This is a genomic window from Streptomyces sp. NPDC050738 (assembly GCF_040654175.1).
Lineage (GTDB): Bacteria > Actinomycetota > Actinomycetes > Streptomycetales > Streptomycetaceae > Streptomyces.
The window spans coordinates 363422-385802 of record NZ_JBFAHN010000007.1; the positions used below are offsets into that span (position 1 = coordinate 363422).

The window sequence follows — 22381 nt, forward strand, 5'->3', positions numbered from 1 at the left end:
GTTCAACGTCCTGGTGGCGCGCGCATTCCCCGGGCGGTCAGCCGGCGGCCGCGTCACCGTCCTCGAGGCGGAAGCCGACCTTGAGGCCGACCTGGTAGTGCTCGACCTCGCCGTCCACGATGTGGCCGCGGACCTGGGTGATCTCGAACCAGTCGAGGTTGCGGAGCGTCTGTGCGGCGCGGCGCACACCGTTCTGGACGGCCTGGTCGATGCCTTCGCGCGAGGTGCCGACGATCTCGGTGACCCGGTAGGTGTGGTCCGACATGGGGCGTCGCCCTCCTTCTCTCGTGTCACTCCACGGTGCCCCAGGGGAGCGCGCCGCGCGAGAGATCGGACGACGCGACGCTGGGTCACCCCTTGACCTACGCATTGGTACAGACCAAACTTCATCCTCACACCCGATCAAGCCATTCGCGCTTCCCCCACGTCGGGTCATGCACTGCCGTGCCCATACGTCAGAGGTGACCTCCGTGAACCACCGTTTTCTCGCGGGCTGTACCGCGCTCGTGTCCTCCCTCGCGCTCGCCGGCTGCGGCCTCCTCCCCGGCAACAGCAGCGGCACCAAGACCGTCACTGTCTGGCTGATGAAGGACAGTGCCACCGACGAATTCATCGCCCGCTTCAAGAAGGCGTACGAGCAGGAGCACGGGGACATCACGCTCGACATCCGGATCCAGGAGTGGGCCGGAATCGGCGGCAAGGTCACCGCGGCCCTGAAGAGCAAGGACGGCAAGGGGGTGCCCGATGTGATCGAGGTCGGCAACACCCAGGTCGCCCAGTACGCGGACAGCGGCGGCCTGCGCGACCTGACGCTGGAGTCGCTGCGCGACCTCGACAGCAAAGACTGGATCGCCGGTCTCGCCGACCCCGGATCCATCGACGGCTCGCAGTTCGGCATCCCCTGGTACGCGGCGAATCGCGTGGTCATCTACGACAAGCAGCTCTTCGCCGACGCGGGCATCAAGCATCCGCCGAAGACGCGTGCGGAGTGGCTGCAGGACACCGCGAAGCTCAACACCGGTGGGCGCCAGGGCATTTATCTGGCAGGCCAGGACTGGTACACCCTCGCCGGATTCATCTGGGAGGAGGGCGGGGAGCTCGCCGAAGGCTCGGGCGGCAACTGGGCCGGGGCGCTGAACAGCCCGGCCGCCCTGCGCGGCATGGAGTTCTACAAGCAGCTGCAGCAGCTCGGCCGGGGCCCCAAGAGCGCCGACGAGGCACACCCCTTCCAGTACAAGGTCTTCGCCAATGGCAACGTCGCCCAGCTCATCGCCACACCCGGCACGGTGAAGAGCATCGAGCAGCTCAACCCCGAGATGAAGGGCAGGCTGGGCTACTTCCCCATGCCGGGCAAGCGCGCCGGGAAGCCTGGCGCGGTCTTCACCGGCGGCTCCGACCTGGTCGTCCCCGACAAGGCCCCGGAAGCCGCCGCCGGGGTGAAGGTGGTCGAGGCGCTCGCCGGCGAGAAATGGCAGACCGACCTGGCGCGCACCATGAGTTACGTACCGAACAAGACCACCCTGGCCCGGGTCATCGCCGACGACCCGGGCGCGGCGGCGATGGCCGCGGCCGCCGCACGCGGCCGGGCCACCCCCAACTCGCCCAAGTGGGCTGCGGTCGAGGCCGACAACCCCATCAAGACCTATATGACAGAGGTCCTCATCGGGGCGGACCCGCAGAAGGCCGCCAGGACCGCATCGGCGCGCATCACCGAGCTGCTGGCGGACTTCTGAGGCGGGCTACTGATGCGGACCGCTGAGAGAGAGCGCGAACCGGCCCTCGGAGTCCGTCCACCACTCCCGCAGTTCCAGCCCGGCGGCGGCGAGTTCGGTCCGTACGCCCTCCTGCCGGAACTTCGCCGACACCTCGGTGCGCAGCTCCTCGCCCTTCTCGAACTGCACCACCAGGTCCAGTTCGGGGATCTTCACGGTGAGCGCGCTGCGGGCGCGCAGCCGCATCTCGATCCACTCGTGTCCCCGGTCCCACCGGGCGACGTGGTCGAAGTCGGACGCGTCGAAGTCCGCGCCGAGCTCGCGGTCGATGACGGCCAGGACGTTCTTGTTGAACTCGGCCGTCACCCCGGCCGCGTCGTCGTAGGCCGCGACCAGAACATCCTCGTCCTTCACCAGATCGGTGCCGAGCAGGAGGCTGTCGCCGGGTACGAGCAGCCCGCGCACCGCGTGCAGGAAGGCGGCGCGCTCGGCGGGCAGGAGATTGCCTACCGTGCCACCCAGGAACACCACCAGGCGGGGTCCCGGTGACTGGGGGAGGGCCAGCGTGCGGGTGAAGTCGGCGATCAGTGCGTGCACCGAGAGGCCCGGGCGCTCGGCGAGGAGCGCCTGTGCGGCGGCCTTGAGGGCACTTTCGCTGACGTCGACCGGCAGGTAGCTGTGCAGGTCCGGCAGGGCGTCCAGGAGGTGCCGGGTCTTCTCGGAGGAGCCCGAACCGAGCTCCACCAGGGTCCGGGCGCCTGTCGCCGCGGCGATCTCTCCCGAGCGTGCGAGGAGGATCTCGCGCTCGGCGCGGGTCGGGTAGTACTCGGGGAGAACGGTGATCTCCTCGAAGAGTTCACTGCCGCGCGCGTCGTAGAACCACTTGGGCGGCAGCGACTTCGGCGTGGCGGTCAGGCCATCGAGGACATCGGCGCGCAGTGCGGCGTCCGTGGCGTCCTCGGGCAGCGTGCGGGTGAGCTGGAACGGGGGCACTATGCGGGCTCCTTGAGCGGGGTCAGCAGGACATCGGTTCGGGTGGCGGCGAGCAGGGTGTGGTCGGGCACCTGCTGCCAGTGCGGGGCGTCGTCGTACGGTTCGGAGGCGACCACCGTGCGGCGGCCCGGCTCGGCGAGGTACCAGAGCGTGTCGCCCCAGGCGACCGCGCACACCGCTTCGCCGTCCGTCAGCAGCAGATTGAGGCGTGAGCCCGGCGCCGCCGCGGCCACCTCGGTGACCGTTTCCGCGAGGGCCTGGCCCATCTCGTCGCCGTCCCGCAGCCGGTGCAGGATCAGCGCCCACAGGAGCGCCGAGTCGCAGCGCGCCTGGAGGGAGAGCAGTTCGGTGGCGGGGAGAGCGGCGGCGAGCGGCGCGAGAGAGCCCGGCCAGCCCTTGACCGCGCCGTTGTGGCTGAAGAGCCAGGGGCCGGCGGAGAAGGGTGCGGCCGCGGCTTCCCCGTCGGCGCCGGCCTCGGTGGCATCGCGTACGGCGCCGAGCAGTGCGGTCGTGCGGACCACCCGGGCCAGGTCGCCGAAGGACTGGTCGGCCCAGATGGGTCCCGCACGCCGGTAGCGGGCGGGCACCGGATCGTCCTCGGCGTACCAGCCGACGCCGAATCCGTCCGCGTTGACGGTGCCGTGCTGCTGTTGGCGGGGCGCCCAGGACTGCCGGTAGAGCGCGTGCAGCGGCTTCACCAGGACGTCGCCCAGCGCCAGGGGCGGCCCGAGATAGGCGAGATGGCGGCACATCAGGCGTCCCTCGCCGTACGGAAGCCGGAGAAGATCTGCCGCCGAACCGGCAGGTCCCAGTTGCGGAAGGTGCCCCGGCAGGCCACCTCGTCCACGGAGAACGCGCCCCCGCGCAGCACCTTGTGCGCGCTGCCGAAGAACACCTCGGAGTACTCGCGGTAGGGGAAGGCGGCGAAGCCGGGGTAGGGCAGGAAGTCGCTCGACGTCCACTCCCACACATCGCCCGTCAACTGCCGTACGCCGAGCGGTGATTCACCCGCCGGATAGCTGCCCGCGGGCGCGGGCCGCAGATGGCGCTGGCCCAGATTGGCCCGTTCCGCCGTGGGGTCCTCGTCGCCCCACGGATAGCGCAGCGAGCGGCCGGAGACCGGGTCGTGCCGGGCCGCCTTCTCCCACTCCTCCTCGGTGGGCAGCCGCCGCCCCGCCCAGCGGGCATAGGCGTCGGCTTCGTACCAGCTCACGTGCAGCACCGGTTCCTCGACCGGCACGGCCTCCAGCACGCCGAAGTGGCGGCGCAGCCACTGGCCTCCCTCCCGCTGCCAGAACAGCGGTGCGCGGATGCCGTGGGTCTGGATCTGCTCCCAGCCGGCCTGCGCCCACCAGCGCTCCTGCTCGTACCCGCCGTCCGCCATGAAGCGCAGATACGCACCGCAGGTGACCGGTGTGGTGTCGATGTGGAAGGGCGCAACGTCGCGTCGGTGCGCGGGCCTCTCGTTGTCCAGGGCCCAGGGCTCGGTCGACGTGCCCATGGTGAACGGGCCGCCGGGGACCAGGACTTCGGCTTCGAGGCCGGCGGTGCTCGCGGCCGGCGGCGCGGGCGCGGTGAGCGCTGCGGGGCCCGAACGCAGCTGATGGGTGATCAGCATCGTTTCGTCGTGCTGCTGTTCGTGCTGGGCGATCATGCCGAAGGCGAAGGCCGCGTCCAGCAGCGGCCTGCCGTGCAGCGGGATCTTCTCCAGTACGTCAAGGACCCTGCCGCGTACGTCGGAGGCGTAGCGGCGCGCCTCGGCGGGCGCGAGCAGCGGCAGGGAGGGCCGGCTGGCGCGGGAGTGCTCGAAGGCGTCGTAGATCGAGTCGATCTCGGGGCGGATCGCATCACGCCCCGCCACGGCCCGCAGCAGCCACTGTTCTTCCTGGTTGCCGATGTGCGCCAGGTCCCAGACCAGGGGTGACATCAACGGCGAGTGCTGGGCGGTCAGTTCATGGTCGTCGACGCAGGAGGTGAGCAGGGCGGTGCGCGTCCGCGCGGTGGTGAGTGCGTCGATGGCGCGCAGTCTCAGGTGCTCCGGGTCGGTCACGGGGTCAAGTCCTTCGTCTCGTGCGGCTGGTCGTCGGCGGGACATCGGCCGCGTACGACGTAGCGGGCGGCGAATTCGGCCACCGCGTCGCATACGGCGGTCGAGGCGCCGAGCCGGGGAAGTGCCTCCAGGGCGGTGGCGAAGCAGACGGCGGCGGCCGCGTGCAGTTCGGGGTCCGACAGTCCGTCCCGTGCCGCGTTGCGCCACAGCGGATTGCGCGGAGCGGGCAGCGAACCGGCCGTCTCGGCAAGGGGTTTGAGCGCGCGGTAGGCCGTCTCGGCCGCGGCCGGGTCCTCGAAGAGCGCCGCCGTGACGGCGAGCGGGACGATCCAGCCGTCCTCGCCCGGCTGGGCATCGATCATCCGCAGCTCGAGGTGGCCCCGCGGCCGTACCGGCGGGAAGAGGGTGGTCAGGTGGTAGTCCAGGTCGGCCCGGGTCGGCGGCCGTGGACCGCCGCCCCGCAGCCAGCCCCGGAAGGTGAGTCCCTCGGGCACCTGCCACGGCCCGTCGTCCCGGCGGATGCACATCACCGGGGTGTCGAGCACCTGGCGGCTCCAGGCGGCCCGCGGTTCGCCGTCCAGATCGGGTGCGAGTGAGCGGCTCGGGTCGAGGTCCGCCCACTGCGCCTGCCGGGTGGAACGCCATCCGGTCGAACGTCCCTGGGAATAGGCGGAGTTGGCGAAGGCCGCCACCAGTACGGCGCCGAGCAGATGCGCGAGCTGCCACCGCCTGCCGTGGCCCAGCGGTCCCGGCTCCTCGTGACCCGCGTCCAGATTGACCTGGACCGATGCGGAGCCTCGCATCATGGAGCGGCCCGCCGTGCCGTACCGGTCGAGGTAGGTCTCCATGGCGTCGTACCGCGGATGGTGCAGCACGCGGTCCTGCAGGCGCCAGGGCTCCTGGCCGATACCGGTGAGGGTGAGTTCCGCGGCGCGCAGTGAGGTGCGTACGGCGTCGAGGTCCGCGGAGACGGAGTCGATGAGCTCCGTCAGGGATGCGGCGGGGAGCGAGCTGAGCTCCAGCTGGCCGCCGGGTTCGAAGGTGAGGGCCGAGGCGAGGGGCAGGGCGCGCAGTGCGCCGTACGCCGCTTCACGCCGGTCCGTGGAGAGGGTGAGCCGGGGGTCGTGCACGTCGTGGACGAGCCATTCGAGCTCGACACCGATGGTGCGGGGCGGCCCGGTCTTGAAGCAGATACATCGGAGTAAATCCTCCGCGCCGGACTCGCTGAGCAGTTCTACGGCCATGATCGGTTGTCTCCTTCCGAGGTGTTCCGTCCCACCTAAGCCACTGCCGCGCGTTCGCACAAGAGTGCGTTTCCAGGGAACAAATTCCGTTGCGCGGACGTTCGTCGGCCGTTCATGATGCGGCATATGAGTGCACGACTGCGTGGCATCGCGAAGGAGACGGAGAAGATCGTCGAGGCCGGTCACTACCGCGCGCCGGACGGCCGGGAGGTGTCCATCGCCGACGAGCTGAGGGCTTCGCTCGCGGGGGTCCGGGTCCACGGCCCCGAGCCGGTCCCCGCAGCCGTACGCACCGACAGCCGCACGGAGTTCGAGGTCACGGGGGAGAGCAGCACCGGAGCGGCAGCCAGGCTGACCGCCGAGCGGCCCGGCGTCGTCGCCGTCCTCAGCTTCGCCTCGGCGCGCAATCCGGGCGGCGGATATCTCAACGGCGCCCAGGCGCAGGAGGAGGCGCTGTGCCGGGCCTCCGCCCTGTACGCGACCCTGCTGCGCGCACCCGGGTTCTACGCCCACCACCGCGCCGACCGCGACCCGTTCTACAGCGACCGCGTCATCCACTCGCCGGGTGTCCCGGTCTTCAGGGACGACCGCGGCCGACTGCTGTCCGCACCGTTTTCCGTGGGCTTTCTGACCTCGCCCGCGCCCAACGCCGGTGTGATCCGGGCCCGTTCCCCCGAGGAGGCCCACCGCATCCCGCAGGAGCTCGGCGCGCGCGCCGAGAGAGTCCTGGAGACCGCGGCCGCATACGGCTACCGGCGGATCGTGCTCGGAGCCTGGGGCTGCGGGGTCTTCCGCAATGAACCGGCCCGGGTGGCGGGCGCGTTCCACGCCCACCTCACGGGGGCGGGCCGGTTCGGCGGACACTTCGAACAGGTCGTCTTCGCCGTGCTCGACCGTGACCCCGCATCGGCCACCCGGGCCGCGTTCGCCGACGTATTCGCCGGTCAGTCCCAGCCGTAGAGTTCCGTCAGCCGCTGGACGACGGAGTCGAAGCGGGGCCGGTCCAGCGCGCACGCCTCACGCCGCATCCCGTCCTCGTGCACCCGCAGGACGCGGTCGGCGTCGACCCAGGACTCGCGGCCCTCGCTGTCCCAGGAGCCGGATCCGATCGCGACCCATTCACGGTCGAAGTCATGGCGCTTGCTGGAGAGTTGGACGGCCAGCAGCGTGCCCGACTCCTCGCGGGCCACCACGAGCACCGGGCGGTCCTTGCCTCGGCCGTCGTTCTCCTCGAACGGCACCCAGGTCCAGACGATCTCGCCCGGGTCGGGATCGCCGTCGCGGTCCGGCGCGTAGGAGGTGTGCACCGGGCCGATGTCACGGGGGTCGGCCTCGGTCGTGGCGGTCGGTCCGCTGCTGCCGGGCAGCTCGGACTGTTCGGTCTGGTCGTCATTCAGAGAGGTCGTCACCCGGGACACGTTAGGACCTGTACGGGCTACTCCGCAGGGCGGGCACGCCGATCGGGCACCAGGCTCGGGCCATGGTCATTCCGCGACTCGCCCTGCTTGCCGCCTCCGGTCTCCTGCTCGGAGCGGCCTGCCCGCCGGACCCCGCACCCGACCCGGCGCCCGCGCCCCCCGCCGCCGTCTCGGCACACCGCACCGTCTCCGCCTGGCTCCCGTACTGGGACCAGGAGGGCGCCTACCGAGACGCGCTGCGCCATGCGTCCCAACTGCACACCGTCAGCCCCTTCTGGTACCAGGCCAAGTCGGCGACCCGCATCGACCGCCACCCCGGTGCGGGAGAACGCCGCATCGTCGACGGACTGCACCGCGCCGGGATCAAGGTCGTGCCCACCGTCATGGAGACGCTGCGCCCCGGAGCGCTCGCCGCGATCGTCACCGCCCCGGCCAAGCGCGCCGCGCACATCAGGGCGCTGTCCGCCCTCGCGCGCACCCGCGGTTACGACGGCATCGACATCGACTACGAGACGATCGCGCCGACCGGCACGGCGAAGTACCGCACGGTCCGCGCCGGATACGCGGCGTTCATGACCGGCCTCTGCGCGGCTCTGCACGCCCAGCACAAGCAGTGCATCGCCACCGTCTCCCCGCAGACCCCGGCCACGGGCCGGATCTGGGACTACCGGGCGATCGGCCGGGCCGCCGACCGGGTCAGGATCATGGCGTACAACCTTCACTGGGCAGGCGGCCCGGCTGGACCGCTCTCCGGCGCCGGCTGGTACGAGGAGATCCTGCGGCGGGCCACCGCGCTGATCCCGCGTCACAAGATCGAGATGGCGTTGCCGGCGTACGGCTGGAACTGGCGGGCCGACGGCAAGGGCAGCGCCAAGCACGTCACCTGGAAGGAGGCCGAGGCGCTGCGCCGCAAGACGCACGCGCGCTATCGGCTCGACCCGGTGTCCAAGACCCCGTATTTCACCTATCGGGAGGGGAAGGTGAAGCGGACGGTCTGGTACCAGGACGCCCGCGGCGTGGCGGCACACCTGCCCGCACTGCGGAAGTACGGGGTCGTCAACACCGGCTTGTGGGCGCTGAACTTCGAGGACCCGGGCCTGTGGAAGGTGCTCGCCCGGGGCTGACGGGGCTGATCCGGACTACGCCCCGGCGCGCCGCTCGAAAGCCACGTCCCGCGCCGTGTCCAGCGCCGTCGCCACCGCCCCGAGCAGCACCGCGTCCTCACCGAGCGCGCTCGGGGCGACCCGCGGCCGCAGCGGGGTGAGCGTGCGCAGGGTCTCCCGTACGGTGCTCAGCAGCAGGTCGGCACTGTGGCCGACGCCTCCGCCCAGCACGACGAGGTCCGGGTCCAGCACGGCGGCCACGGCGGCGACGGTGTGCGCGAGGCGCTCGCCTTCCTGCCGTACGGCCTGCACGGCGGCCGGATCCCCCGAACGGGCCGCGGCGAAGACGTCCTTCGCGCTGAGCGGCCCGCTCATGCCGTGTGCGCGTGCCGCCGCCACGACGGCGTCCCCGGAGACCGCACCCTCCAGCGTGTCCGGTTTGGTCCGTCCCGGCCAGGGCAGGAAGCCGATCTCGCCGGCCGCTCCGTGCGCCCCGGTGAAGAGCCGGCCCTCGGCGACCACACCCATGCCAAGGCCGGTGCCGATCAGTACGTACACGAAGAGCCTGCTGCCCGCCCCGGCGCCGAAGGTGTACTCACCGAGCGCGGCGAGGTTGGCGTCGTTGTGCACGGCGAGCGGGACGCCCAGGTCTTCGCGCATACGGTCGAAGAGCCCGGCGCGGCCCCAGCCCGGCAGATTGAGGGCGTACCGCACACGTCCGCTCTCCGCGTCGTACACACCGGGGGTGCCGACGACCGCCTGCGCGACCTTGGCGGCGGGCACGCCGGAGTCGGCGACGAGCCCGCGCGCGGTGGTGACGACCAGGTCGGCCATGGCGCTTGAGGTGCGCGCCTCGTTGCGCACCTCGGAGCGGGCGACGACCGTGCCGTCGAGATCGGCGAGGGCGACCCGCAGCCAGGCCCGGCCGATGTCGATGCCCAGGGCGTATCCGGCGGTCGGGTCAGGGGCGTAGAGCACGGCGGCGCGGCCGCGTTCGGGGGTGTGGGTGCCGACCTCGCGGACCAGGCCCGCCTGTTCGAGGAAGGCGAGCGCCGTGGAGACGGTCGGCTTGGACAGGCCGCTCTCGCGGGCGAGTTGGGCGCGCGAGGCGGCGCCACCGGTGCGCAGCCGGTCCAGCAGCATCCGCTCGTTGGTGGAGCGCAGCCGCTGTCGGTTCCAGGGCTGTTCCGCGCTCTCGTCGCTGCTGGTCATCGCATCATTCTCCGGTATCGATCGCCACCGACTCCTGACGACCTCTTGACGCATCAAGTAAAGGTACTTAACTTAATCACGCCCGGCGCCGAGCCGGAGTTCCGCACGGGCGAGAACAACTGCAACTCCCGTCCCCGTCTTCAGCCCAGGGAGGCTCCCCATGTCCGGAACTCCGCCACCCGCAGGCGGCTTCGTCCGCCGTATCGGGATGTTCCAGGCCACCGCCATCAACATGAGCCAGATGTGCGGCATCGGCCCGTTCGTGACCATTCCGCTCATGGTCGCCGCATTCGGCGGCCCGCAGGCCGTCATCGGCTTCGTCGCCGGGGCGATACTCGCCCTCGCCGACGGACTCATCTGGGCCGAACTGGGCGCCTCCATGCCCGGATCCGGCGGCAGTTACGTCTATCTGCGCCAGGCCTTCCAGTACCGCACAGGCCGGCTCATGCCGTTCCTGTTCGTCTGGACCGCGATGCTCTTCATCCCGCTGATCATGTCCACGGGTGTGGTCGGCTTCGTCCAGTACCTCGGCTATCTGGCGCCCGACATGGGCTCCACCACCGGCGACCTCATCGGGATCGGCGTCATCGCCCTGGTGATCCTGCTGCTGTGGCGCGGCATCGAGCACATCGCACGCATCACCGCCGTGATGTGGGTCGTCATGATCGCCTCGGTCACCCTGGTCATCGTCGCGGCGGCCACCCACTTCAGCCCGCACATGGCCTTCACCTACCCGTCGGGCGCCTTCAGCCTGACCAGCAGCAGCTTTTGGATCGGCTTCGCCGCAGGTCTGACCATCGGCATCTACGACTACCTCGGCTACAACACCACCGCCTACATGGGCGCCGAGATCAAGAACCCGGGCCGCACCCTGCCGCGCTCCATCGTCTTCTCGATCCTCGGCATCATGGCGATCTACCTGCTGCTGCAGATCGGCACCCTCGGCGTCATCGACTGGCACCGGATGCTGGACCCGAACGACATCGCATCGACCTCCGTCGCCTCCGCCGTCCTGGAGAAGACCTGGGGCAAGGGCCCCGCCGACGTGGTGACCGTACTCATCCTGATCACCGCCTTCGCCTCCGTCTTCACCGGACTCCTCGGCGGATCGCGTGTGCCCTACGACGCCGCCCGCGACCGGGTCTTCTTCCGCCCGTACGCCAAGCTGCACCCCAAGCACCGCTTCCCGATGCTGGGCCTGGCCACCATGGGCGTCATCACCGCGATCGGCTTCCTGATCGGCCGGCACACCGATCTGGCCACGCTCATCCAGCTGCTGACGACGGTGATGGTCATCGTCCAGGCGCTCGCACAGATCGTCGCCGTGAGCGTGCTGCGCAAGCGCCAGCCGACGCTGCGCCGCCCGTACAAGATGTGGCTCTATCCGCTGCCGAGCGTCGTGGCCCTCGTGGGCTGGCTGGTGATCTACGGATACGCCGACAAGAACTCGCCCGGACGCCACCCCATCGAATGGTCCCTGGCCTGGCTCGCCCTGGGGTGTGTGGCCTTCTTCCTCTGGGCCAAGTACGAAAAGGTCTGGCCCTTCGGACCGCGCGAGGTCCGGGAGGAGTACCTGGAGAGCCAGGACTCCGCGGACGAACCGGCCGCGGTCTGACCTCACCGCCGGCGTGTTGCCCCCACCCGTCCGGGCGGGGGCAACGCGCCGTTGCGCCTGGTTACTTGTCGCCCGCCACCGGGATCTTCTCGCCCCGCGCCGGGGGAGTGACGGCGCCGTTGAGCCGCGCCGCCGCATTCGTCGCCGGATCGGAGTTCATCGACGCGAGGAGCTGACGGGCCAGGCCGAGACCCGTACCGCCCATGGTCAGCGCCTTGGCGAACATCTCCGCCATGCCGTCCGCGCCGTTGAGCAGCACCATGTGCTCGACATTCCCGAAAGCCTCGGCGCCCGCCCGGACGATCTCCGGCCAGTTCTCCGCCAGTTGCTGGGCGACCACGGCCTCCTGGTTCTGCGCCAGGGCCTCCGCCCGCGCCTTGATCGCCTCGGCCTCGGCGAGGCCCTTCGCCTTCGCCGACGAGGCCTCCGCCAGACCCCGCGCCTGCGTCGCCGCGGCCTCCGCCTCACCGGTCGCCCGGGTGGCGGACGCCGATGCCGCACCGCGCGCCTTCGTCGCCTCGGCCTCGGCGGCGGCAGCCGCCTTGACCCTGGTGGCCTCGGCGACCGCCGCGAGTTCGGTCTCCTTCGCCTGGGCCTCGGCCGCCGAGATGCGCGCATCGCGCTCGCCCTCGGCCAGGGTCCGCTTCTCGTACGCCGCCGCGTCCGCCGGTTTGCGTACGTCCGCCTGGAGCTGCTGCTCCCTGCGGTGCGCCTCCAGCTCCGCGACCCTGGTCTCCTGGACCACCACTTCCTGGCGGGCCGCCGCATCGGCGAGCGGACCCGCCTGGCGGGAGGAGGCCGCGGCCTTGTCGCGCTCGGCCTGGTAGCCGGCCTGCAGGATCTCGCTGTCCCTGGTCGCCTCCGACATCCTGGCGAACGCGGCCTGTTCGGCCTCGGTCGCCTGCAGATTGGCCTGTGCCTGGGCGATGCGCGCGTCCCGCTGTACGGCCGCGGCATGCGGCATCGCGAGGTTCTTCATGTACCCGGTCGGGTCCTCGATCTCATGGATCTGCAGCGAGTCCACGATCAGACCCAGCTTCTCCATCTCCGTGCCGCAGGCGGCACGCGTCTGCCCGGTGAGCTTCTCCCGGTCGCGGATCATGTCCTCGACGGTCAGCCCGCCCACGATCGAGCGCAGGTGACCGGCGAAGACGTTGTGGACCCGCTCCGACATCAGCGCCTGCTGGTCGAGGAAGCGCCGGGCCGCGTTCGCGATCGACACGAAGTCGTCGCCGACCTTGAAGATCACCACGCCGCGCACCTTGAGCGGGATGCCCTGGTGCGTGACACAGTCCACGAGGAGCTCGGTCTCGTTGAGATCGAGCGACATCTTCCTGACCGCCTGCACACCAGGCAGTACGAAGGTTCCGCGCCCGGTGACGATCCGGAAACCCATGCCTTCCCCGAGGCCCTCCGTCTTGTGCTTGGACCCGGAGATGACGAGTGCCTCATTGGGCTCGGCGACCCGCCACATGAGCTTGAAGAGACAGATCAGAACGATGATGGCAGCGAGCACAAAACCCGCCGCGACGCCGATGACCATCGGCATACGCCCCCTTCACGCGGTGCCCTGACGGCACGACTCGACAGGAGTGTGCGCCTGTGCAAGTCCGGCGGGCAGATGCTGACGATTCCTTGTCGCGTTCTTGATGCGGGGCGGGGACCGGATGGTCAACTTCCGTACGCGGAGGCGACATAGACCGTGCGCGGGGCCAGATATTCGACGACGGTGACGACCGTCCCCGACTCGATCCGCTCGCCCGGATCCACCGGGTACGCAAGGAAATGCTCGGCCCCGCCCCTGATCCGGACGATCACCTCGCCGACCAGACCGGGACCGATCGTGCCCGTCACGCGCCCGGTCAGCCCCACCATCGACGCATCGTCCATGGGTGGAGCGTAAGCGGCGGGCCGGAGTCTGGAAAGATACGGAATCCGATGAGCCAAATACCGCAAGCCTCCGCCGAGCGACCCGTCCCGACCAGCGCCGATGTCGCGCGCCTGGCCGGTGTCTCGCGGGCCACGGTCTCCTACGTACTCAACGGCACCTCCGCCGTCCGGATCAGCGAGGCCACCCGCCTCAGGGTCCGCGAGGCGGCCGACGAACTCGGCTACGTCCCCCACGCGGCCGCGCGGAGCCTGCGCTCCGGCAGCAGCCGGATGGTGCTGCTGCCGGCATCCGCCGTTCCTGTCGGCCCGCTCTACAGCAAATTCTTCAACGAGTTCCAGTGGGCGCTGCGCCACCTCGACTACACGGTCGTGCAGTACGGCAGCCTCGGTCTGGCCCCCGACGAGGCCGCCCGCGCCTGGGCGGAGCTGCGCCCCGTCGCGGTGGTGGCCCTCGGCGCCCCGCAGCTCACGGCCGCCGGCACGCAGCTGCTGCGCCGCTCGGGAGCGAAGGCGGTCATCACGCTCGCGCCGCAGCCGGTCGCAGGGGCGCACGCGCTGGCCATGGACCACAGCCAGGTCGGCCGGTGCGCGGGCTCGCATCTGCTGGAGCGCGGCCACCGCCGCATCGGTGTCGTCGTGCCGCAGGAGCCGGGCCTCGAGATGTTCTCCGAGCCGCGCCTCGCCGGGGTCCGGGCCGCCGTGGAGGGCAGCGGAGCCACGGTCGTGCCGCTGGAGCTCGCCTACGAGGAGGAGTCGGCTGCGGCCCTCGCCGGACGCTGGCGGACGCTCGGCCTCGACGCGGTCTTCGCGTACAACGACGAATACGCGATGCTCCTGATGCGCGCGCTCCAGGACGTGGGCATCGACGTACCCGGCGAGTGTGCCGTGATGGGCGCGGACGACCTGATGCTCGGGCGGCTGCTGCGCCCCCGGCTCTCCACCGTCCAGCTGGACATGGCCACCGGGCAGCATCTGGCCGAGTTCGTGGACCGTGTGGTGCGCGACCCCGACGGCGCATCCGAACGGCACGACCTGATGGTCGCCAGGACCGTCCACCGGGAGTCCACCTAGGCCTCGTTCTGGAAGCGGCTTCGTGTGCCGCCCGGCCCCCGGTCGTGGATCACCAGAGCGCCGAGACCTTGTCCGCCAGGCCGACTCCCTGTGTCCTGCCCGCCTGTGCCGCGTCGGCTCGGCGCTGGGGATCGTACGGGTTGGGTCCGATCGCCTCGATGCTGGCTTCGTCCGGTGCGATGAGACAGACCTCGGCGTCCGCGGCCAGTGCCTCGGCGTCGGCGGCGGCACCGGGGATCTTGCCGTAGCCGGCGGGCATCGGTGCCAGGATGACGATCCTGTCGTGTCCGGAGGCCCGGCGGGCGTTGGTCGTGGAGACCATGCCGCCGTCCACCCAGGCGCGGTCCTGGAAGTGTTCGAGTGGCCAGACGCCGGGTACCGCGCCGCTCGCGGAGACGGCGTCCGCCAGCGGCACGCCCGAGTGCCGGTCGAACAGGTGGAGCTCACCGGTATCGGCGTCGATGGCGGTGACCTGCAGGCTGTCCGGCCAATCCGTGGTGACCAGCCGGGAACGCACCACACGCCGGCGGGCGGCCTGAGGCACGGGCTCGGGATTCGCTTTGGAGATCCGTCCCATGGCCGCGCCGACCATGCGCGGATCGTCGCCGCCCTCGGCGAGAGCGGCCCACCAGGCAGCCATCGTGGTCTCGGATGCGCTGACGTTCACCTCGTTCTCGTCCGGGATCACCTGGGCGGCGAAGAGCCGATCCAGGTCGTAACCGCTGGCGACGGCGGTCCCGACGAATGATCCCGCCGATGTGCCGAGCACGGTGGTGGCCCGGCCCCAGTCGATCCCCTGGGCGCTGAGTCCGGCCAGGACGCCGACCTCCCAGGCGATGCCCGTGACCCCACCCCCGCCGAGCACGAGAGCGCGTGAGGGTGACCGAGTCGAATTGATCATGGGCCCGACCGTACATCCGGCGTCGGCTGGAACAAAGCCACCACGAAGGTGGAGCGTTCCATCGCCGGGTCGAGCGGCGTGGAGTCGAAAACACCCGACGTACGCCACGGAAGGCCGCGGCATGTCGACACCCCAAGCGTGCGATTCGCTTCCGATACGGGGCCTGACCGCTGCGCGCGGCGCTCAGAACGGCCGCAGTGCCCGTATGTCCGCCTCGATGTGTTCAGCCGCCTCGCGCAGCGCGGGCAGCAGCGCAACTCGCGCCTCCTCGGCCGTCCCGCGCCCGGCGTGCTGGGCGACGTTGAGCGCGGCGGCCACCCGGCCCCGGGCATCGCGCACCGGGACGGCCAGCGACCGCAGGCCCTCCTCCAGTTCCTCTTCCACCAGCGCGAAGCCCTCTGCGGCCACCCGCTCGACGATCTCGCCGAGTTCACGGGCCGAGGTCACCGTGCGCTGGGTGAGCGCGGGAAGCACGGTGGGCAGCTCGGGGCGTTCCTCTGGGGCGAGACCGGCAAGCAGCACGCGTCCCATCGACGTCGCGTACGCGGGGAGGCGCGTCCCCACCGTGATGCTGATGCTCATGATCCGCACCGTGGGGACTCGCGCCACATAGCGGATGTCCGTTCCGTCGAGGACGACAAGCGAGGCCGACTCGTGTACGCGCTCCACCAGTTCGGTCAGATGCGGCTGCGCGATCTCGGGCAGCCGCAGCTCGGAGAGCCGGGCGCAGCCGAGCTCCAGGACGCGCGGCTCCAGCCTGAACTGGCTTCCCTCGCACGACACTTGGCCCAGCTGCACCAGGGTGAGCAGTGAGCGTCTGACGGTCGCCCTGGCCAGCCCGGTGGCCTCGGCGACGGCGCTCAGCGTCATTCCCTCGCCCCGGTCCCCGCCGAGCGCGACCAGGACGGCGAGCCCGCGTGCCAGTGACTGGAGGAACTCCGGGCCGAGTTCGCGCTTGAGGGTCAGGGAGATGTCCGTCGTGGCGGGCGGGGCCTCGCCCGTGCGGGGTGCGGCCAGGGCGGCTTCCAGGTCGGTCCGTACGTCCCGCAGCCGGGGCAGCACCGCCTCCCTCAGTGACTGAAGGGTGTGCCTGCTGGTGTGGCTGACCACGCTCACCGCGCACACCGTCCGCCCGGCCGGGCCGCGTACCGGCACGGCCACCGCGATCAGCCCCGGCTCGATGAGCTGGTCGTCGCCTGCCCACTGGTCCTTGCTCCACGGGGCCGCGAACAGCGCGCCGGGAGCGCACCGGGCGGCCGGCAGCAGGTCGCCGATACGGAAGGACACGGACATCGCACGGCGCCGCCTGGCCTGCGTCACGAACCGCACCCCGTCGCCGTCCGGCACGGAGACGGACACCGACTCGTCGAACTCGTCCGCGAGCCGCTGCGTCAGGGGCCCGAGCGCGGCCGGGATGCCGCAGGAGCGCAGATAGGCGCCGGACACCTCCATCAGCCGGGGTGCCAGCGACACTTCGCGGCCGTCGCTGCGCACCAGGGCGAGCCGGTCGAGCGTGGCGACGACACGGTCCACGGTGGAACGCGCCAGGCCCGTGGCCCGTACGAGATCGCTGTGCCGCAGCCGGTCGGCGTCCGGCGCGCAGAGCACACGCAGGACGGCGAGACCGCGTTCGAGGGGACCGACCCGTTGACAGTCGGTCGCATCGGGAAGAGACTCTGGCGACGTCATAACTGAACGATAGTTCACCAGGCGAACACATGGTGGGCGTGGGAGAGATCTGATGAGCATCCGAGACGTGTACGTCGTCGACGCGGTCCGCACCCCGATCGGAAAGTTCGGAGGCGCCCTGTCCTCGGTACGCCCCGACGACCTCGCCGCGCACGTGGTCAAGGCACTCGTCGACCGTGCCCCGGACCTCGACCCGTCCGCGATCGACGACGTGTACTTCGGCGACGCCAACGGCGCGGGCGAGGACAACCGCGACGTGGCCCGCATGGCGGTCCTTCTCGCCGGACTCCCCGTCTCTGTACCCGGCGTCACGGTCAACCGGCTCTGCGGCTCGGGCCTCGAAGCCGTCATCCAGGCGGCCCGTGCCATCGCGGTCGGGGACGCCTCGGTCGCGATCGCGGGCGGCGTCGAGTCGATGTCGCGCGCCCCGTGGGTGATGCAGAAGCCCGAGCGGGCCTTCCCCGCCGGCCACCAGCAGATGCACTCGACGACGCTGGGCTGGCGGATGACCAACCCGAGGATGCCCGAGGAGTGGACGGTCGCTCTGGGGGAGGGCGCCGAACTGATCGCCGACAAGCACGCGATCACCCGCGAGCAGCAGGACGCCTTCGCCCTCGCCAGCCACACCAAGGCGGCCGCGGCGTGGGACGCGGGTCTGTACGACGGCGAGGTCGTCCCGTACGACGGTGTCGATCTCCTGCGCGACGAGTGCATCAGGCCCGGCTCCACGATGGAGACCCTGGCCCGGCTGAAGCCCGCCTTCCGTAAGACCGGATCGGTCACCGCGGGCAACGCATCCCCGCTCAACGACGGTGCGGCGGCCCTGCTCCTGGTCGACGAGGCAGGGCTGCGCGCCACCGGGCGCGAGCCGCTCGCGCGTATCCGCACCTCTGCCGTGACCGGCATCGAGCCGCAGCTCTTCGGTCTCGGACCGGTGGAGGCCGTGCAGAAGGCGCTCACGAAGGCGGGGAAGTCCTTCGCCGACCTCGCCACGTTCGAACTCAACGAGGCCTTCGCCGCCCAGTCGCTGGGCTGCCTCGCCGAGTGGCCGGACCTCGACCCCGCCGTGGTCAACCCGCGCGGCGGCGCCATCGCGATCGGCCACCCGCTCGGCGCCTCCGGCGCACGCCTCGCCGGATCGGTCGCCCACCAGCTGGCCGCGGCGGGCTCGGGCACCGGGCTTGCCGCGCTGTGCATCGGAGTCGGTCAGGGGCTCGCCCTCGTACTCGAACGCTGAACCCGCAGGCCGGACCCGGACCCGAACCGCCCGCAGAGAAGGAGACCCGCAGGTGCGCACCACCGTAGGAATCATCGGAGGCGGACCCGCGGGCCTGCTGCTCGCGAGGCTGCTGCACGCCGAAGGCATCGACTGCGTCGTGCTGGAGAGCCGTACGCGGGAGTACGTCGAGCAGCGCCAGCGCGCCGGAATCCTCGAACAGGGCACGGTCGACGCACTGCGTGCCTGCGGCGCGGGCGCCCGGATGGACGCCGAGGGTCTGGTCCACCAGGGGATCGAGCTGCGCTTCGACCGGCAGCGCCAGCGCATCGACTTTCCCGCACTCACCGGCGGCCGGAGCGTGATGGTGTACGCGCAGACCGAGGTGGTCAAGGACCTCGTTGCGCTCCAACTCGCCGAAGGCCCGCCGCTGTTCTTCGAAGCGCAGGCACTAGCCGTCGAGAAGCCGGAGAGCGACCGCCCAGTCATCCGCTTCACGCACGGCGGCCGCGAACAGACACTGGAGTGTGCGTACGTCGTCGGGTGCGACGGCTTCCACGGCATCGCCCGTGCGGCGATCCCGGAGACCGTACGGCGCAGCTACACACGCGAGTATCCGTACTCCTGGCTCGGGATCCTCGCCGATGTCCCGCCCTCCTGCGAGGAGTTGATCTACGCCCGCGGCGAGCGCGGCTTCGCTCTGCACTCCATGCGCAGCCCCACCGTCTCCCGCCTCTACCTCCAGGTCCCCAACGGCACCGACCCCGCCGACTGGCCGGACAGCCGCTTCTGGGACGAACTCGACACCCGCTTCGCCGTCGACGGCGACTGGCGCCTGGCACGCGGCCCCATCACCGCCAAGTCCGTCACCCCGATGCGCAGTCACGTCACCGAACCGATGCGCCACGGCCGGATCCTGCTGGCCGGCGACGCAGCACACATCGTCCCGCCCACCGGCGCCAAGGGGCTCAACCTGGCCGTCTCCGACGTCCGTATCCTGGCCCGCGCCTTCGCCCGCCTCGAGCACACCGGGTCGGCGGAACTCCTCGACTCGTACTCGGACGACTGTCTGCGCCGCGTCTGGCAGGCGACACGCTTCTCGTACGACATGACGACGATGCTCCACGCGGGGCCGGACGAGGACGTCTTCGACCACCGCGTGCAGCTCGCACGTCTGCACCGGATCGCGGCTTCCAGGCCCGCCGCGACCGAACTCGCCGCCAACTACACGGGCCTTCCCCTCGACTGACCGGCAGCCGTAAGGGGGCGGCCGGCCGGACTCAGGCTTCGGCGGGGTCCTGCGGGCCGCCCTGCTCGGCCTGCTGCTCGGCGACCGACTTGCGGACCTCGTCCATGTCCAGCTTCCGGGCCTGGCCGATCACATCTTCCAGCGCCACCTCAGGAAGCGCGCCCGGCTGGGCGAAGACCGCGACGTTGTCACGGACGATCATCAGCGTGGGAATGGAGCTGATGTCGAAGGCCGCGGCCAGCTCCTGCTGCGCCTCGGTGTCGACCTTCGCGAAAACGAGGTCGGGATGGCGCTCCGATGCGCCTTCGTAGACCGGGGCGAACTGCCGGCACGGACCGCACCACGACGCCCAGAAGTCGATGAGGATGAAGTCGTTGTCCGTCACGACGTCATCGAAGTTTTCCTTGGTGAGCTCGACCGTGGCCATGCTGTTCCGCCTTTCCTGGCTTCCCGGTGAAACTGTTCCCGGTCAACCGTGCACTGTTCTGACGTATTCCGCCTGCCCCTGTGGCCACGGCTCACACCCGGGACCAGACTGGCCCTATGACAGATGCGACGGAGTACGACGTGGTGGTCCTCGGGGCCGGCCCGGTGGGCGAGAACGTGGCGGACCGAGCGAGGGCGGCAGGCCTGAGCACGGCCGTCGTGGAAAGCGAACTGGTCGGTGGCGAATGCTCCTACTGGGCCTGCATTCCCAGTAAGGCGCTGCTGCGCCCGGTGATCGCCCGCGCCGACGCCCGCCGCGTCCCCGGACTGCGCCAGTCGGTGCAGGGCCCGCTCGACGTCCAGGCCGTACTCGACCACCGCGACTACTACGCCTCGCACTGGAAGGACGACGGCCAGGTCGGCTGGCTCGACTCCATCGGCGCCGACCTCTACCGAGGCCACGGCCGCCTCTACGGTACGAAGAAGATCGCGGTGACCAGCCCCGACGGCGAGCACCACGTACTGGCCGCCCGCCACGCGGTGGTCCTCGCCACGGGCACCCGTGCCGTAGTCCCCGATCTGCCCGGCCTCGCGGACATCCGGCCCTGGACGAGTCGCGAGGCGACCAGCGCACAGCAGGCGCCGGCCCGCCTGGTCATCGTCGGCGGGGGAGTGGTGGGCGTGGAGATGGCCACCGTCTGGCAGGCGCTGGGCTCCCAAGTGACCCTGCTGGTAAGGGGGGACGGCCTGCTCCCGAAGATGGAGGCCTTTGCCGGCCGCCTCGTCGCCGAAGCCCTCACCGAGGCCGGCGCGGACGTACGCACCCAGGTGTCGGTCACCGCGGTCGAACAAGGCGCCGAGGGGATCACCGTCACTCTGGACGGCGGGCAGAGCATCGAGGCCGACGAGATCCTCTTCGCCACCGGCCGTGCCCCGCGCACGGACGACATCGGCCTGGACACGGTGGGCCTGGAGCCCGGCTCCTGGCTTTCCGTCGACGACAGCTGCCGCGTCGAGGGCAGCACCTGGCTGTACGCGGTCGGCGACGTCAACCACCGGGCGCTCCTGACGCACCAGGGCAAGTACCAGGCGCGCATCGCGGGCGCGGCCATCGCGGCCAGGTCGCAGCACGTGCCCATCCTGGAGACGGACGCCTGGGGCGCCCACGCGGCGACCGCCGACCACGCTGCGGTTCCGCAGGTCGTCTTCACCGACCCCGAGGTGGCCTCGGTCGGCCGTACCCTCGCCGAGGCCGAAGCGGCGGGGATCCGCGCACGCGCTGTCGACTACGACCTCTCCTCGGTGTCCGGCGCCGGCCTGTACGCCGACGGCTACCAGGGCCGGGCCCGCATGATCGTCGACCTGGACCGGGAGATCGTGGTCGGTGCCACCTTCGCGGGACCGGGCGTCAGCGAACTGCTGCACTCGGCGACCGTGGCCGTCGCGGGCGAGGTCCCCATCGAGCGCCTGTGGCACGCCGTCCCCGCGTTCCCGACCATCAGCGAGGTCTGGCTGCGACTCCTGGAGACGTACCGCGGTTAAAGCTGGTGCGCTGACCGCATTGGGGTGATGTCCGTCGATCTGACCGTTGGGGGCAGGCCGACCGATCAGGAGGGGGAACCGGGTGCCAGGGATTGCCCAGTTGGTGCAGGCCGACGAGGACACCGTCCACGGCGTTGTTCACCGGTTCAACGAGATCCGCCTGCTCCCCCGCCGCGGCGTCACCTTCCAGCGAGCCGAGCCATCCGTCCCCCGCCGCGGCTCGGGGAGCGTATGCGGGGGAGATCACGGGGAAGGGGTGACCTTGGCAGGAGGCCGGCCGCTCAAGCGCGGAAGGTAATCTTCCGCACGTCTCGTGAGCTCCGGACCATACTGGCCCGTCCCCGACACCATCAGGAGAACGACCCGCTGTGAGCACGCACCGCCCCGTTCCCTCCCAGGGGGAACGCCGTCTCCAGGGACTGCTCGGCACGAGCGCCCATGCCGACGACTTCTACGACCGCCAGGTCCATCCCTGTCTGACGCCCTCGATGCGAGAGTTCATCGGACTGCAGACCATGATGTTCCTCTCCACATCGGATGCGCGCGGTCACTGCGACTCGACCTTCCGGGGTGGCCCACCCGGGTTCGTCACGGTTGTGGATGATGTGACCCTGGCGTATCCCGAATACCGTGGGAACGGCGTCATGGCCAGTGCGGGGAACATCACGGAGAACCCGTTCGCGGGACTGCTCTTCATGGATTTCACACGTGATCACATCGGACTCCACGTCAATGGGCAGGCCCATCTCGTCGGCGACGCGGACATGCGCGCCGCGCACCCCCTGATGCCGGAGGACACGGCACCCGGCCGCCGACCGGAGATGTGGGTGCGCATCAGCGTGCACGAGGCGTACGTCCACTGCTCCAAGCACATTCCCCATCTGGAGCCGGCGTTTCGCCCCGGACGCCGCTCCTCCGAGCGTCCCAAGGACGGCGAGTACTTCACCGAGCAGGCCGCTGTCCCCAGCGGATCGTTCGGCAAGGCCTGAGGGCCCAGGAGCCACCCGGGGAGGAGGGGCTGATATTGGCAGTACTGCCAATATCAGCCCC

At 70.8% G+C, this 22381-nt stretch carries 21 protein-coding genes; 9 read left to right on the forward strand and 12 right to left on the reverse strand.

Features of this window, described 5'->3' with window-relative positions; translation table 11 throughout:
• Positions 1-37 precede the first annotated feature (37 nt).
• Positions 38-265, reverse strand: coding sequence for a dodecin (locus tag AB0H78_RS20790; protein ID WP_363235957.1), 228 nt, complete (start codon positions 263-265; stop codon positions 38-40).
• 205 nt (positions 266-470) lie between these two features.
• Between AB0H78_RS20790 and AB0H78_RS20795 the strand changes: the two genes are divergently transcribed.
• On the forward strand, positions 471-1733 hold the full coding sequence (locus AB0H78_RS20795) for an extracellular solute-binding protein (RefSeq protein ID WP_363235958.1): 1263 nt from the start codon (positions 471-473) through the stop codon (positions 1731-1733).
• 6 nt (positions 1734-1739) lie between these two features.
• Here the strand turns inward: AB0H78_RS20795 and egtD are convergent, their stop codons facing one another.
• Genes egtD through egtA form a run of 4 tightly spaced genes read right to left on the reverse strand, consistent with a single transcriptional unit; the run spans position 1740 to position 5999 of the window.
• The gene (gene egtD / locus AB0H78_RS20800) at positions 1740-2705 is read right to left on the reverse strand and encodes an L-histidine N(alpha)-methyltransferase (protein ID WP_363235959.1); all 966 of its coding nucleotides are present in this window, start codon (positions 2703-2705) and stop codon (positions 1740-1742) included.
• On the reverse strand, positions 2705-3457 hold the full coding sequence (gene egtC, locus AB0H78_RS20805; protein WP_363235960.1) for an ergothioneine biosynthesis protein EgtC: 753 nt from the start codon (positions 3455-3457) through the stop codon (positions 2705-2707). Before egtC ends, egtD begins: the two co-directional genes overlap by 1 nt.
• On the reverse strand, positions 3457-4800 hold the full coding sequence (gene egtB / locus AB0H78_RS20810; RefSeq protein ID WP_363235961.1) for an ergothioneine biosynthesis protein EgtB: 1344 nt from the start codon (positions 4798-4800) through the stop codon (positions 3457-3459). The genes egtC and egtB overlap by 1 nt, the downstream gene beginning before the upstream one ends.
• A complete protein-coding gene (gene egtA, locus AB0H78_RS20815; protein WP_363235962.1) occupies positions 4752-5999 on the reverse strand; it encodes an ergothioneine biosynthesis glutamate--cysteine ligase EgtA in 1248 nt (415 codons plus the stop codon). The genes egtB and egtA overlap by 49 nt, the downstream gene beginning before the upstream one ends.
• A 126-nt stretch (positions 6000-6125) precedes the next feature.
• On the opposite strand from egtA, the gene AB0H78_RS20820 reads away from it, so the two are divergent.
• On the forward strand, positions 6126-6959 hold the full coding sequence (locus AB0H78_RS20820; RefSeq protein ID WP_363235963.1) for a TIGR02452 family protein: 834 nt from the start codon (positions 6126-6128) through the stop codon (positions 6957-6959).
• Here AB0H78_RS20820 and AB0H78_RS20825 read toward each other — a convergent pair.
• Positions 6944-7396 (reverse strand): type II toxin-antitoxin system PemK/MazF family toxin, encoded by a 453-nt coding sequence (locus tag AB0H78_RS20825; RefSeq protein ID WP_363236069.1) that lies wholly within the window; start codon positions 7394-7396, stop codon positions 6944-6946. The genes AB0H78_RS20820 and AB0H78_RS20825 overlap by 16 nt on opposite strands.
• A gap of 83 nt (positions 7397-7479) precedes the next feature.
• Between AB0H78_RS20825 and AB0H78_RS20830 the strand changes: the two genes are divergently transcribed.
• Positions 7480-8541: a glycosyl hydrolase family 18 protein gene (locus tag AB0H78_RS20830; RefSeq protein WP_363235964.1), complete on the forward strand. Its 1062-nt coding sequence runs from the start codon at positions 7480-7482 to the stop codon at positions 8539-8541.
• 15 nt (positions 8542-8556) lie between these two features.
• On the opposite strand, the gene AB0H78_RS20835 is transcribed toward AB0H78_RS20830, so the two are convergent.
• A complete protein-coding gene (locus AB0H78_RS20835) occupies positions 8557-9732 on the reverse strand; it encodes an ROK family transcriptional regulator (RefSeq protein WP_363235965.1) in 1176 nt (391 codons plus the stop codon).
• Positions 9733-9892: 160 nt separating this feature from the next.
• Here AB0H78_RS20835 and AB0H78_RS20840 point away from each other — a divergent pair, with 160 nt between their 5' ends.
• Complete coding sequence (locus tag AB0H78_RS20840) at positions 9893-11347, forward strand: APC family permease (RefSeq protein ID WP_363235966.1); 1455 nt, start codon at positions 9893-9895, stop codon at positions 11345-11347.
• A gap of 61 nt (positions 11348-11408) precedes the next feature.
• Here the strand turns inward: AB0H78_RS20840 and AB0H78_RS20845 are convergent, their stop codons facing one another.
• Together AB0H78_RS20845 and AB0H78_RS20850 are read right to left on the reverse strand one after the other, a co-directional pair.
• On the reverse strand, positions 11409-12896 hold the full coding sequence (locus AB0H78_RS20845) for an SPFH domain-containing protein (RefSeq protein WP_363235967.1): 1488 nt from the start codon (positions 12894-12896) through the stop codon (positions 11409-11411).
• Between the two features lie 122 nt (positions 12897-13018).
• The gene (locus AB0H78_RS20850) at positions 13019-13237 is read right to left on the reverse strand and encodes a hypothetical protein (protein WP_363235968.1); all 219 of its coding nucleotides are present in this window, start codon (positions 13235-13237) and stop codon (positions 13019-13021) included.
• 48 nt (positions 13238-13285) lie between these two features.
• On the opposite strand from AB0H78_RS20850, the gene AB0H78_RS20855 reads away from it, so the two are divergent.
• Positions 13286-14308 carry a LacI family DNA-binding transcriptional regulator gene (locus tag AB0H78_RS20855; RefSeq protein WP_363235969.1) on the forward strand — a complete coding sequence of 341 codons (1023 nt, stop codon included), beginning with the start codon at positions 13286-13288 and terminating at the stop codon, positions 14306-14308.
• 49 nt (positions 14309-14357) lie between these two features.
• On the opposite strand, the gene AB0H78_RS20860 is transcribed toward AB0H78_RS20855, so the two are convergent.
• Both AB0H78_RS20860 and AB0H78_RS20865 read right to left on the reverse strand, forming a co-directional pair.
• A complete protein-coding gene (locus tag AB0H78_RS20860) occupies positions 14358-15209 on the reverse strand; it encodes a patatin-like phospholipase family protein (protein WP_363235970.1) in 852 nt (283 codons plus the stop codon).
• A gap of 183 nt (positions 15210-15392) precedes the next feature.
• Positions 15393-16898: an IclR family transcriptional regulator C-terminal domain-containing protein gene (locus AB0H78_RS20865; protein ID WP_363235971.1), complete on the reverse strand. Its 1506-nt coding sequence runs from the start codon at positions 16896-16898 to the stop codon at positions 15393-15395.
• Between the two features lie 52 nt (positions 16899-16950).
• On the opposite strand from AB0H78_RS20865, the gene AB0H78_RS20870 reads away from it, so the two are divergent.
• Together AB0H78_RS20870 and AB0H78_RS20875 are read left to right on the forward strand one after the other, a co-directional pair.
• Positions 16951-18135, forward strand: a complete 1185-nt coding sequence (locus AB0H78_RS20870) for a thiolase family protein (RefSeq protein ID WP_363235972.1) — start codon at positions 16951-16953, stop codon at positions 18133-18135.
• 52 nt (positions 18136-18187) lie between these two features.
• On the forward strand, positions 18188-19363 hold the full coding sequence (locus AB0H78_RS20875; RefSeq protein WP_363235973.1) for a 4-hydroxybenzoate 3-monooxygenase: 1176 nt from the start codon (positions 18188-18190) through the stop codon (positions 19361-19363).
• Positions 19364-19394: 31 nt separating this feature from the next.
• Here the strand turns inward: AB0H78_RS20875 and trxA are convergent, their stop codons facing one another.
• Positions 19395-19790: a thioredoxin gene (gene trxA, locus AB0H78_RS20880; RefSeq protein WP_363235974.1), complete on the reverse strand. Its 396-nt coding sequence runs from the start codon at positions 19788-19790 to the stop codon at positions 19395-19397.
• 116 nt (positions 19791-19906) lie between these two features.
• Between trxA and AB0H78_RS20885 the strand changes: the two genes are divergently transcribed.
• The gene (locus AB0H78_RS20885) at positions 19907-21331 is read left to right on the forward strand and encodes an NAD(P)/FAD-dependent oxidoreductase (RefSeq protein WP_363235975.1); all 1425 of its coding nucleotides are present in this window, start codon (positions 19907-19909) and stop codon (positions 21329-21331) included.
• Between the two features lie 368 nt (positions 21332-21699).
• Positions 21700-22320 (forward strand): pyridoxamine 5'-phosphate oxidase family protein, encoded by a 621-nt coding sequence (locus tag AB0H78_RS20890; protein ID WP_363235976.1) that lies wholly within the window; start codon positions 21700-21702, stop codon positions 22318-22320.
• Positions 22321-22381 lie beyond the last annotated feature (61 nt).